At 34.9% G+C, this 12466-nt stretch carries 13 protein-coding genes; 3 read left to right on the forward strand and 10 right to left on the reverse strand.

Translation table 11 applies throughout. From position 1 onward, the window contains the following. A complete protein-coding gene (locus RT037_RS08155; protein ID WP_313029827.1) occupies positions 1-1146 on the forward strand; it encodes a hypothetical protein in 1146 nt (381 codons plus the stop codon). A 352-nt stretch (positions 1147-1498) separates the two neighbouring features. Here the strand turns inward: RT037_RS08155 and alaS are convergent, their stop codons facing one another. The 4 genes from alaS to queG all read right to left on the reverse strand — a co-directional run bounded on the left by alaS (position 1499) and on the right by queG (position 7069). Continuing rightward, complete coding sequence (gene alaS, locus RT037_RS08160) at positions 1499-4102, reverse strand: alanine--tRNA ligase (protein ID WP_313029830.1); 2604 nt, start codon at positions 4100-4102, stop codon at positions 1499-1501. 506 nt (positions 4103-4608) lie between these two features. Next, a complete protein-coding gene (locus tag RT037_RS08165) occupies positions 4609-5181 on the reverse strand; it encodes a murein L,D-transpeptidase catalytic domain-containing protein (RefSeq protein WP_312323456.1) in 573 nt (190 codons plus the stop codon). 79 nt (positions 5182-5260) lie between these two features. Next, on the reverse strand, positions 5261-5938 hold the full coding sequence (locus RT037_RS08170; RefSeq protein WP_313029835.1) for a TIGR02117 family protein: 678 nt from the start codon (positions 5936-5938) through the stop codon (positions 5261-5263). 204 nt (positions 5939-6142) lie between these two features. Then, positions 6143-7069, reverse strand: a complete 927-nt coding sequence (gene queG / locus RT037_RS08175; RefSeq protein WP_312323454.1) for a tRNA epoxyqueuosine(34) reductase QueG — start codon at positions 7067-7069, stop codon at positions 6143-6145. A gap of 130 nt (positions 7070-7199) precedes the next feature. On the opposite strand from queG, the gene RT037_RS08180 reads away from it, so the two are divergent. Both RT037_RS08180 and RT037_RS08185 read left to right on the forward strand, forming a co-directional pair. After that, positions 7200-7493 (forward strand): rhodanese-like domain-containing protein, encoded by a 294-nt coding sequence (locus RT037_RS08180; RefSeq protein ID WP_312323453.1) that lies wholly within the window; start codon positions 7200-7202, stop codon positions 7491-7493. Positions 7494-7513: 20 nt separating this feature from the next. After that, positions 7514-8005, forward strand: a complete 492-nt coding sequence (locus tag RT037_RS08185) for a DinB family protein (RefSeq protein ID WP_312323452.1) — start codon at positions 7514-7516, stop codon at positions 8003-8005. Between the two features lie 44 nt (positions 8006-8049). Here the strand turns inward: RT037_RS08185 and RT037_RS08190 are convergent, their stop codons facing one another. From RT037_RS08190 to RT037_RS08215, 6 genes are all read right to left on the reverse strand, one after another. Then, positions 8050-8223 carry a phosphatidate cytidylyltransferase gene (locus RT037_RS08190; protein WP_312323451.1) on the reverse strand — a complete coding sequence of 58 codons (174 nt, stop codon included), beginning with the start codon at positions 8221-8223 and terminating at the stop codon, positions 8050-8052. A 105-nt stretch (positions 8224-8328) separates the two neighbouring features. Then, positions 8329-9522 carry a glycine C-acetyltransferase gene (gene kbl, locus RT037_RS08195; RefSeq protein WP_313029841.1) on the reverse strand — a complete coding sequence of 398 codons (1194 nt, stop codon included), beginning with the start codon at positions 9520-9522 and terminating at the stop codon, positions 8329-8331. Positions 9523-9689: 167 nt separating this feature from the next. After that, positions 9690-10067 carry a hypothetical protein gene (locus RT037_RS08200; protein ID WP_313029844.1) on the reverse strand — a complete coding sequence of 126 codons (378 nt, stop codon included), beginning with the start codon at positions 10065-10067 and terminating at the stop codon, positions 9690-9692. Positions 10068-10189: 122 nt separating this feature from the next. Then, positions 10190-11257, reverse strand: a complete 1068-nt coding sequence (locus tag RT037_RS08205) for an AI-2E family transporter (protein ID WP_312322584.1) — start codon at positions 11255-11257, stop codon at positions 10190-10192. 22 nt (positions 11258-11279) lie between these two features. Beyond that, the gene (locus RT037_RS08210; protein ID WP_313029848.1) at positions 11280-11978 is read right to left on the reverse strand and encodes an SAM-dependent methyltransferase; all 699 of its coding nucleotides are present in this window, start codon (positions 11976-11978) and stop codon (positions 11280-11282) included. A 1-nt stretch (position 11979) separates the two neighbouring features. Next, on the reverse strand, positions 11980-12444 hold the full coding sequence (locus RT037_RS08215) for a low molecular weight protein-tyrosine-phosphatase (RefSeq protein ID WP_312322588.1): 465 nt from the start codon (positions 12442-12444) through the stop codon (positions 11980-11982). Positions 12445-12466: the final 22 nt, after the last annotated feature.

Raw genomic sequence — 12466 nt, forward strand, 5'->3', positions numbered from 1 at the left:
ATGAAAAAAATTTTACTTTCTGCGCTTCTCCTTGTAGCAGCGTCACAAGTTAATGCCCAAATGGCGATGCCTCCAACAAAGGCAGTTACCAAAGCTATTAAGAAAAATCCACAAATCCTTAATGCAATTAATGCTAATCCACAGTTAATCAATTCATTAAACATGAATGAAAAACTATTGGATGCAGTCGTTGACGAACCTCAAGTTCTAAATTTAATAACCGCTAACCCGAACATTATCAATACAATTAATGCAAGTCCAGATTTTTTAAAATTATTGACTAAAAATGAAGATGTTGTTTTAGCACTTAGTCTTAATCCAAGTATTGTCACTACGCTAAATAACAATCCAGCTTTAATTAATAGCTTGGTTAAAAAACCAAAAACAATCAGCCAAATCGCAGGTTCTACAGCTAATCTAGGTAATATGATGGTTCAGTCGACTGGTACAGTGACGACAAAAGCACCTGAAGAAAAGAAAAAACCTAGTCTTGGAAACATGATTTTGGGTGCTGCAACTAATGGAATTATTGGTACAGATCCTTTTACTTCTGGAAAATTATTCCAAAAAAGTACTGATCTACAAACGAGTTTGGATAAGTCAAAAAACAAAAATATTTTCCTTTCAAAACGTTATGACGACTATATTACAGCACATAAGACTGTAGCAATTATTCCTTTTTCTGTTGACATAGAAGGTGAAAACAAAAAACAAATTACCAGTAAAAAAGAACGTGTCCGCAACGAAAAAGAAATAGAAGAAAAAGTACAAGAAAGTCTTTACAAATTTTTGTTAAGAAATCAAAATAGTTACTCTATTGAATTTCAAGATATTAGCACAACTAATCTTAAACTAAAAAATAGCGGCATTATGTCGACACTCTATACAACGAGCAAAGAAGAAATTGCGAAAGCATTAGGAGTTGACGCTGTTATCGCTGGAGATTATGTGCAAAAAATGAACAACAAAGAAAGTAAATCAGGTATCATCAAAATTACCTTATTCGACGGTGCTTCTGGCGATTGGGTTTGGAAATTGGACGAGAATGCTGGTTCTAAATATTCTCTAATCGATGAAACTGACAAACTAATGAATAATCTTATGGACAAAGTGGTTAACTACTTCCCATACAGAATGGCAAAATAAGAGCAAGTAGGTGATTTGTATTGTTTGAAAAAGGAAACTGTAACAATCATTCGACAATAATTTTCATTTGTAAAATCTCTATGTCTGCCTTTGAACACGCAACTTTATCATAGATTTCAGTATTTCAATCTAACTTACAAATGTATTTTAAAATCAAATTCATTGGAAAACTTCTACTTGCTTTATCGTTTTCTTTTGGAAGTCGAATGATCTGTTACTTTTTCTTTTCTTAAGATTAAAAAACGCTAAAAATCATCAATATATTTAACCTTTTTTCAGTTCACTGAAAAGCAAAATCGGGAGCAACTTTGTTGCTCCCGATTCTTTATTTTTAATAAGCTTTTAGACTATCTTACAATCCTAAAGCCTTCTGATACGCATTTTCCAATCCATCCAAATTCTTTCCACCAGCAGTCGCAAAACCCGGATTTCCGCCACCGCCGCCTTGGATTTCTTTTGCCAAATCTTTTACAATCGTTCCAGCTTGGTAATTTGATTCCAAATCTGCTGAAACACCAACAGTTATCATTGGTTTTCCGTCAGCGTCAGAAAGGATAATCGTTACAGAATTTGGAATTTCACGTTTCAATTCGAAAACGATGTCTTTTACAGAAGCAGCGTCCAAAGAGGTTTTCTTTACTAATAATTGTTTGTCGCCTTTTTGTTCGTAAGCGTTTTTCCAATCGGAGATTTCGCCTTTTGCTTTTTCTTTTTTGAAAGCGTCTAATTCAACTTTTAAAAGGTGATTTTCTTCCATTAATTTCTCAACAGATTTCAAAACATCTTTTGATTTCAATAATTGAGAAAGCTCGGAAATCTGATTTTCTAAAGACTGATAATATTCTTGCGCTTTGTCGCCAGAAACAGCTTCAATTCTTCTAATTCCAGCTGCTGCAGAAGCTTCTGAAATCAATTTAAAACGTCCGATTTCGCCAGTTGATTTCACGTGCGTTCCACCACAAAGTTCTTTCGAACTTCCAAACTGAATCATTCTAACATTATCGCCATATTTTTCACCAAATAAAGCCATTGCGCCTTTATCCAAAGCTTCCTGAATTGGGATATTTCTGAACTCTTGAAGCGCAATATTTTCTTTGATTTTAGCATTTACTTTTTCCTCAACCAGAGCCAATTCTTCCTCATTCATTTTACTGAAATGCGAGAAGTCGAAACGCAAATAATCTGGACCAACATAAGAACCTTTTTGCTCAACATGCGTTCCCAAAACGTCTCTCAAAGCTTCATGCAATAAGTGTGTACCCGAGTGATTTCCTTGAGAATTTCTTCTATCAGCCGAATTTACTTTCGCATAGAAAACTGCAGAAACGTCTTTCGGAAGTTCTTTAATTAAAGAAATAATTAAATTATTTTCTTTTTTAGTTTCTAAAACTTCGATGTTTTCAACCGCATTTTCGATAGTTCCTTTGTCGCCAACTTGTCCACCTCCTTCTGGATAGAAAGGCGTATTGTCTAAAACGATTTGATAAAACTCGCCGTCTTTATTTTCGATTTTTCTATAGCGCGTGATGACAACTTCGTTTTCTGTTTTGTCGTAACCAACGAAAGTTTCTGGCTTTTCTTCTAAAACAACCCAATCATAAACTTTCGCTGCCGAATCTTTTTTCGAACGTTGTTTTTGCTTTTGCAATTCAGCTTCGAAACCTGCCTCATCAATCGTCAAACCTTTTTCTTCTGCGATAATTCTCGTTAAATCATCTGGAAAACCGTAAGTATCGTACAATTCGAAAACTTCTTCGCTTGGAAGTACTTTTTCTCCTTTTGAAATCGTTTGTTCAATTAGTTTTTGTACTCTTACCAAACCGTTTTCAATCGTTCTTAAGAAAGAAATTTCTTCTTCTTTAATAACTTCTGTCACCAAGGTTTCTTGCTTCACGATTTCTGGGAAAGTTGCGCCCATTTGGTTTTTCAAAACATCAACCAACTGATGAAGGAAAGCTTCTTTCATGCCTAAAAAACGATAAGCATAAGAAATTCCTCTTCTCAAAATTCTACGGATAACATAACCCGCTCCGTTGTTAGAAGGCAGCTGTCCATCGGCAATTGCAAACGAAACTGCACGAATATGATCCACCACAACACGGATTGCGATGTCTTTTTCGTCAGTTAAAATTCCTGTATATTTTTTCCCTGAAAGTTCTTCAACCTTCGCAATTAAAGGTGTGAAAACATCAGTGTCATAATTGGATTCTTTATGTTGTAAAGCCATACAAAGACGTTCGAAACCCATTCCGGTATCGATGTGTTTTGCTGGAAGATTTTCTAAACTTCCGTCTGCTTTACGGTTGTATTGCATGAAAACGAGATTCCAAATTTCTACAACTTGCGGATGGTCGTTGTTTACCAATTCCAATCCCGAAACTTTGGCTTTTTCTTCTGGTGTTCTTAGATCCACATGAATTTCTGAACATGGTCCACATGGTCCACTCGCGCCCATTTCCCAAAAATTATCTTTTTTGTTTCCATTGATAATTCGGCTTTCGTCGATATGCGCTTTCCAGAAATCGTAAGCTTCGGTATCTCTTGCAAGATTTTCTTTTTCGTCGCCTTCAAAAATAGTTACGTAAAGATTTTCCTTTGGAATTCCATAAACTTTTGTCAACAATTCCCAAGCCCAATCGATGGCTTCTTTTTTGAAATAATCGCCAAAAGACCAGTTGCCCAACATTTCGAACATTGTGTGGTGATAGGTATCACGACCAACATCGTCCAAATCGTTGTGCTTTCCTGAAACTCTTAAACATTTTTGTGTATCAGCAATTCTTGAAGCTTTTGGCTCTTTATACCCTAAAAAATAATCCTTGAACTGCGTCATCCCCGAATTGGAGAACATCAAAGTAGGATCATCTTTCAAAACAATTGGCGCAGAAGGCACAATAAGGTGCTCTTTGCTTTTGAAAAAGTCTAAAAATTGCTGGCGTATTTCTTGTGAAGTCATATTTATTCAAGTTTTGGAGTTTTGAGTTTTAGGTTTAAAGTTTTTCAACTTAGTTCTTGGCTCTCAACTCTTGTCTTTGTAATTTACAAGATGCAAATTTAGTGAATTTTATCATCTTTTTGGATAGAAAAAATAAGAGCCTGCTTAAAATTTTACCAAAACTTTTTTTTGAAGCGTTCCAACCTTATTTGCTAAATTTTCATGCCTCTTTGAGCCTATTTCTCACTTCATATTTTTGATTTATCCCGATAAATCTTCAAATATGAAGCAAAAAATCCATCTCAAATTGTCTATAAAAATTTTAGCAATAAAATATAAACAGACTCTAAGCTTTTCGATGGAAATAAAACTAAAAAACCAAAATCCTCAACGAATCCGAAATTGCGGCCGGGATAGTAAGGGCGCGACTGAAAGGAGCGGTCTGAAGAAAAGGCGTTGGAAAAGCGGAGCTTTCTGAAGACGAAACCCCTGAATAGCCCGAATTGTCCGCAAAAATAAAAATTAAACTAATTGTAAATCCACATCAAAACTGGCTTTTTGGAGGCTTTAAGTTGTGGATCGATTTCACGAAATGAGTTGTTAGAAATCGTTGGACAGCCCCAACCTTCGGGCGAACCTTTCGGAAAAACCTCTTCGTCGCTCATCTTCTCCCACGAATGGAACACGATAATTCGCTTGACCGCATTGCTGTTGGAGTCCTCCAAACCGTGCATCAAATATTTGGTATTGACGCCCCAGTTGCTGTAACCACGCGCGCCCAATTTGTACTTGCCCAACGACGTGCGATGGCTGTCCTCAACATTGCTGAATGTGGGATTGTCTTTGGTCTCGTCAGCACTCCAAGATGCATCGCCACAACCGTGACCGACAAGATATTGATTGGTTATCTCTTGTTTTTTGAAATCATAAACGAGGAATCTTTTAACACCCGAATGCAAACTCATATCGATAAGAATGCAAAAATCTGTATTAAAATTTTGCTCTTTGCAAAAAGCTAAAGCTTTGTCGGCTTTTAGTTTTGTTTTTTCTAAATCGAGTTCTGGTTTCTCTTGTTTAATGGAAGTTTGATCTGTAATCATCAATTTTTTCTGTTCTAAAATTTCTTTTGAACAACTAAAAAATGACACCAATAAAAACACGAAACAAAGCGTCCTCATTCTATTTATAATGTTGGAAAATTCCGAAATCTGATGGCGACCAAATTGCAGCCTTTTGTCCAGCGGCTTTTAGCGCATTATTTGCCCATGTATTGCAAGTATACAAAAAGCTATAACTGCCTTTTGCATCGTAGAATGCATCATTATTTCCGTAAACTGCATCTGTCGGAATCAAGACATAATTTCCGTTAGAATCATAATCAAATCGCGCATCGATAAACTTAATAAGGCTTTGATATTGCTTTTCGGTCAACATAATTTTTTTGCAATCGTCGCCTTCTTTCATTTGGTTATAAAAAGTAACGTGCATCGCCGAGTCGCTCAACCAAAATGCGGCATTAAAAGCTGTTGAAAATTTAAGATCCGCCCAAGTCGGCGTGTCCAAATAAAAGCCTTTGTCTCCCCAACCAAACGAGGTGTATTTGAAATCTGTTTGCTTTCCTTTGGTATTAGCATACAAAATTTTGGTACTCCAATCCATTTGTTCTGTTTTGGTCGGCACCACAATATCGGTGTGTACACCGTTGGTCAAAATATATGCTTCTATGGTTTTGGGATCGTTGGTTTGTTCGGCGTTAACAGGAATCATCGGTAGAAAATACGCAACAATTACATACAACAAAACGATTCCGATAATAATGCCTATCATCTTAAGAATACTAAAAAGTACTTTTTTCATCAATTATTTAAATTAAAAATTAAATATAGGATAAAATTTAAGATGATTGAAACAAAAAATTAACATCGGAATTAACTGATATTAAAAGCTTTTCATTAAATTTAGGAAACCAATCAAGCAAATATTTATGCAAAAAAATCAGAAAAACAACCGTCGATTCAAATTCCGAGTTAAAGTAGCGCCAAAAAGATTTCAGAAAAAATATTAATCTGACAGGAAATCCAAATTGCGCTTAAGACCCGCAAATTTGGTTCTTTTAACCGGTGACTTTCTGAAAACCGAAGAAAAAATCTCTTGGGTCATTTCTTTCCACTCCGTTTTGGTGAAGTTTTGTAAGGCTTCATTCGGGTGGAATTTCTCTTCTAATGTCGGTGCCGAAAAACGATTCCAAGGACAAACATCTTGACAAATGTCGCAACCGAACATCCAATTTTCCATTTTATTTTTGAACGAATCAGGGATTTCTTCCTTTAATTCGATGGTTGCATAAGAAATACATTTGGAGCCGTCAATTAATTTATCACTGACAATTGCATCTGTTGGGCAAGCATCGATGCATTTTCTACAAGTGCCGCAATGATCGGTTGTTGCATGATCATATTCTAAATCTAAATCGCAAATAATCTCCGCTAAAAAAAAGAAAGATCCACTTTGTTTTGTGATGATATTCGCGTTTTTACCAACCCAGCCAATACCGGACTTTTTTGCCCAAGCACGTTCCAGAACTGGCGCGGAATCTACAAAGACACGAAAACTAAATTCTCCAATTTCGTCTTGAAGTTCCGAAATCATTTCTCGTAAAATATCTTTTATAACTTCATGATAATCTTCACCATAAGCGTATTTTGAAATCTTTTGTAATTTATCTTTAAAAATATCTTGCTTCGGAAAATAGTTGTAACTGAGCGAAATAACAGATCGCGAACCTTCTACCAACAATCGTGGATCGAGACGTTTGTCAAAATAATTTTCCATATACTTCATCTCGCCATGGAAATTATTTTTCAACCAAGCTTCCAACTTTGGCGCTTCTTCTTCCAAAAATTCTGACTTTGAAATACCACAAGACTGAAAGCCAAATTTCTTGGCTTTATCTTTAATTAATCTCGTCAGTTTTTCGGATAAATTCACGATTGCAAAATTAAGTTTTCTAAAGCATTAATAAAAAGTATAGTAATTTTAAATAAAATTTATAATTTCTAAAAAGATGAATCCAAAAATTAAGTTGTAGTTTTGTTTAGAATCAAAAAAATTAAATAAAATGGCTATAGAAGATGTATTATTAGCTGGTAATTATCACCTAATCGATGTTCGCGAACCAATGGAATTAGAAATGGATGGACACATCGAGGAAGCACAAAATATTCCACTTGGCGAGCTTGAGGATCGTAAACAAGAAATCCTAAACCTTAGCGGAACAAAAATTTTCTTTTGTAGAAGCGGAAACAGAAGTGGAAAAGCTGCAGAATACTTTAAAGCAGAAGGTTTAACTGACGTGTACAATGGCGGTGGTTATAATGATCTAAGCGAAGTTTTGGAAAATTTAAAAAAATAATTTTATATAATCCTATAAAAATGAGCATTAAAGACGGAATTATAGCGGAACTAAAACACGAGACTAACAATACAAAACGTATTCTCAATAACCTGAACCAAGATCACTGGACTTGGAAACCTCACGAAAAATCGATGTCAGTTGGAGAATTGGCTATCCACATTGTAGAATTACATTCTTGGGTTGCTGGTGCTGCGGATAAAGATGTTTTCGATTTTCATGTAGATTATAAACCAATGGGAAATTATAATCTTGATGAGCTAAAAGCAATGTTGGATGAGAATCTACAAAAGAATATTGATTTTGTTAATTCTAAAGATGAAGCCTTTTGGTTACAAGATTGGACTTTGAAAGCTGGCGATAATGTTATCTCTCAGTTGCCGAGAATAGGTGCGGTACGTTACATTATCACCAATCACCTGATCCACCACAGAGGACAATTGACAGTCTATATGAGAATGCTAGATCTTCCTCTACCAGGAATCTACGGACCATCTGCCGACGAAAAATAAATATAAAATCCGATGATTAATCATCGGATTTCTTTTTATAATTGTTACTTCTTTCCTCCCATAAATTTGGATAAGATCCAAATAATTAAGGCAATACCTGCGAACATTAAGATAAAAGCCCACCACATTCCGGCTTTAAAAACGGTACTTACTGCTTCACAACTTGTCAACATCGACAACACTAAAACTGCAAAAAATCCAAGGCCTACTTTCTTCATTTTTATTAAATATTAAAAACATCAAACAATTTGCAAGATTACTGCCAATAAATAAAAAATTCTACAGTTGATGTAGGATTTTAATTGTATTTTAATATTTTTAAATTAGATAACACCTAATTCTTTTCCAACTTTTTCGAAAGCAGTAATCGCTTTATCCAAATGCTCTCTAGTGTGCGCTGCAGAAAGCTGAACTCTAATTCTCGCTTTACCTTTTGGAACAACTGGATAGAAGAATCCGATTACATAAATACCTTCATCCATAAGCATTTCCGCCATTTTTTGAGAAAGTGGCGCATCATACAACATTACAGGAACAATTGCAGCGTCACCATCAGGAATATCGAAACCTTTAGCTTTCATTTCGGTGCTAAAATATTCTGCGTTGTCCATTACTTTATCGCGCAAAGATGTATCATCAGAAATCATATCCAAAACCTTCATCGCAGCACCAACAATACCTGGCGCCAAAGAATTTGAGAACAAATAAGGTCTAGAACGTTGACGTAACATATCGATGATTTCTTTTTTACCAGAAGTAAATCCACCTAAAGCACCACCTAAAGCTTTTCCTAAAGTTGATGTAATGATGTCTACTCTACCCATAACGTCGTTAGCTTCGTGCGTTCCACGACCTGTTTTACCAATAAATCCTGTCGCGTGAGAGTCGTCAACCATTACTAAAGCATCATATTTATCTGCTAAATCACAAACACCTTTAAGGTCAGCAACAATACCATCCATCGAGAAAACCCCGTCAGTAACGATGATTTTGAATCTATGATTTTTCTTCGAAGCCTCAATTAATTGTGCTTCTAGATCTTCCATATTGTTGTTTTTATAACGGTATCTAGCAGCTTTACACAATCTAACACCATCAATAATTGATGCGTGGTTAAGCTCATCCGAAATAATTGCATCTTCGTCCGAGAATAATGGTTCGAAAACCCCGCCATTAGCATCGAAACATGCAGCATAAAGAATAGTGTCTTCAAGTCCTAAAAATTTAGAAATTTTAGCTTCTAACTCTTTATGAATATCTTGCGTTCCACAAATAAATCTAACCGAAGACATCCCATAACCATGTGATGCAATCATGTCTTGCGACGCCTTCATCACTTCTGGATGGTTAGATAATCCTAAATAATTGTTGGCACAGAAATTAAGAAGTTTTTTTCCATTAGCTTCAATCTCCGCAGATTGTTGTGAGGTGATAATACGTTCTCTTTTAAAGAGACCTTCGTTATCGATATTTTGTAATTCGTTTTGTAAATTCTGGAGATACTTTTTAGAGATCATAATTTTCTACTTTTCAGTTTTAACAAAAGTACAAAAAAAGCCATCAACACAACGATTGAAAAGCGATTAGAAAGTGTTAATTTCATTTAAAATATAATCCTACAAAAACAAAAAAACCACTCTTACGAATGGTTTAATATTGAAAAATTTAATTTGATATAAATGACTTAGACACCGTAGTGACTTTTAACTTCATTAAGAACTTCTGCATCGTTAAGCTGCGAATCTGTGCCTAAAGTTATCTTTAGATTTTTGTATTGAGGCGTTTCTAAAAGGTAGTTTCTAAGTTCTTCTTGCGCAGTGCCAGGACCAGTAATATAAAGCTCTGTACTGTTGGTGATTTCTTTTTCTATTTCTTTATAGAATTTTATTCTGTTGGTTTTTTCAACATTATTAGCAGTATGTTCGTTAGAATTCCCGACTTGTACTTCAACTTTTAGATTTCCTTTTACTTCAAAATCAGAAATAGTTTCGGCATTGTGATTACTTACAACAATTGCTTTTCTCCCATCGATCCAAAGACCGGCTACTTTTTTATTTAACATGATACTGTGTTTTATAATAATAGTATTTGCAAAGTTGGTGCAAGTCTTACGTTAACAAAGGTTAAATGTTTTACAAAGATTTCACAAATAAAAAATCTCAGAATATTCTGAGATTATAATTATTATTTTTCGGTTTCATCATCGTGATCTTCGCCCATTAGATAACCCCAAGCTTTGGTATTGTCGATACGGTCAAATACAATTTTTGCAATGGCAAGAATCGGAATCGTTAACAACATCCCCGAAATCCCCCAAAGCATCTCTCCAACTACCAAACCAATAATCACAATAAGTGAATTAATCTTGACTTTAGAACCGACAACTTTTGGCATAATAATATTGCCATCTATCGCATGGATTACAACTATAGAAATCACCAAGAATAATACACTCGACAAACTTGATGTTGCAAATGTGATGAGAACGCCAATAAGCAAAGCCGTAAAAATGCCGATGTATGGTAAAATATTGAAAACGCCCGTCAATACTGCTAACATGACATTGTATTTAATCCCAATAATTGTATAAGCAATAAAGGACAAAATTATCACTATTATCATTTGTAAAAACAAACCTACTAGATATTTTTTTACCATAAATTGAATATTTTCAACAACTTCGTACACAACATTTTTATGTTCGTCTTTGCTAAAACTTAATACTAAAAAATGAACTAATCGAGTCCTATACAACAAGAAAAATAAAGTGAACAAAAATGTAAACGCTGATATCATCAAGACATAAGACACCGAGCTGACAATCTTTTCCAAAATAGCCGTCCCTGTACTAATGCTTTTTTTGGCAGTATCATTAATATATGTTAATTGCTCACTACGTTTAACGCCAAATGTGTTGTAAAACCAACTCTGCAACTGATCAAACAGATCTGTAATTTGCTTTTGGAAAGCTGGCCAATCTTCGGACAACTTACCAATCTGAACCGCCATAATATAAACAACACCCGAAATCGCTAACATTGCTAAAATGCTAACAAATATTGATGACATACTCCTAGAAAACCTTAATTTCTTTTCTAAAAAACGACTAGTGGGCGTTAACAAAATTGAGAATAACAAACCCAAAATCATCGGTACAATAATGCGTTCGCCAAGTTTAGCTAAAAAACCTAAAATCACTATACTTACAAGCACACTCGAGAGTTTTAGATAAAATGGAAATGTGGTTTTCATAGTATTTGTGTTTGGTATTTTATTATTTTCCGATTAAAAAAACGGCTGGGATTTTATGTAATTCTGGTTTAGATTTTGACCAATCTTTAGCAGATTTTGTTTTGATAAATTCGTGCTCAGGATCGTTGATGTTTGCCGCGATACACAGCTGAGTATTTGGTTGTAAATACTTAATTAAATCCTCCAACATTTGGTTATTACGATAAGGCGTTTCCATAAAAATTTGAGTAAAACCAGTCTTGTGCATCAAACTTTCTAAATACTGAATTTGCTTTTTCTTTTCTTGCTTATCGATCGCCAAATATCCACTAAAACTAAATTGTTGTCCGTTAAAACCACTCGCTACCAAAGCCAAAACAAAAGAACTAGGTCCATTAACTGGAACAACTTTTATGTTGTGTTGATGCGACCACTTCACCATAATATTTCCGGGATCACCAATGCACGGCAAGCCCGCTTCTGACAACACCCCAAAATCCACATCCGACTTCATCAAGTCTTGTGCTTCTTTGAGATCCGAAGCTTCAGAATATTTGTCAAGTAAATATAATTTTAATTCGGATTGTTTTTTTTCAGGCGCAAAAAATTTAATAACACGTCTTGCTGTTTTTTCATTCTCTACAAAAAAATGATCGACATTCATAATAATCTCACGAATGGTTGGCGCAAAATAATCAAACGGCGAATTTTCTGACAAATACGCTGGTAACAAATACAACATCTTAGATTGTTTTTGAATTAAAATTAATTTCCTTTGCAATCACATCGCAGGCTTCATCCAACATTTGATAAACCTTTTCAAAATCGGATAAATCGCCCCAATAAGGATCGGGAACTTCATTGCTTTTTCCAGAATTAAGAACATCCAAAATTAAACTAACTTTTGCACGTTGTTCATCATTTTTCGCCATTGATAATGCATCTTCAAGATTATGCAAATCCATACAATAGATTCTATCGAAATTTTCAAAATCTTTAGCAGTAATCGGGCGCGAGCGATGTTCGTTAATATCGACATGGTGATTAGCAGCCACTTTTATAGAACGCTTATCCGCTTTTTCACCTTCGTGCATCGAGATTGTTCCGGCGCTATCAACCTCAAAGTCAGAGGATAATTTACTTCTTAATATTCCTTCTGCCAATGGACTACGACAGATATTCCCTAAACAAAGCATTAAAATTTTCATGTTGTGAATTTATTAAAAAAAG

This window comes from Soonwooa sp. (assembly GCF_032062245.1).
In the GTDB taxonomy this organism is placed as follows: Bacteria; Bacteroidota; Bacteroidia; order Flavobacteriales; family Weeksellaceae; genus Soonwooa.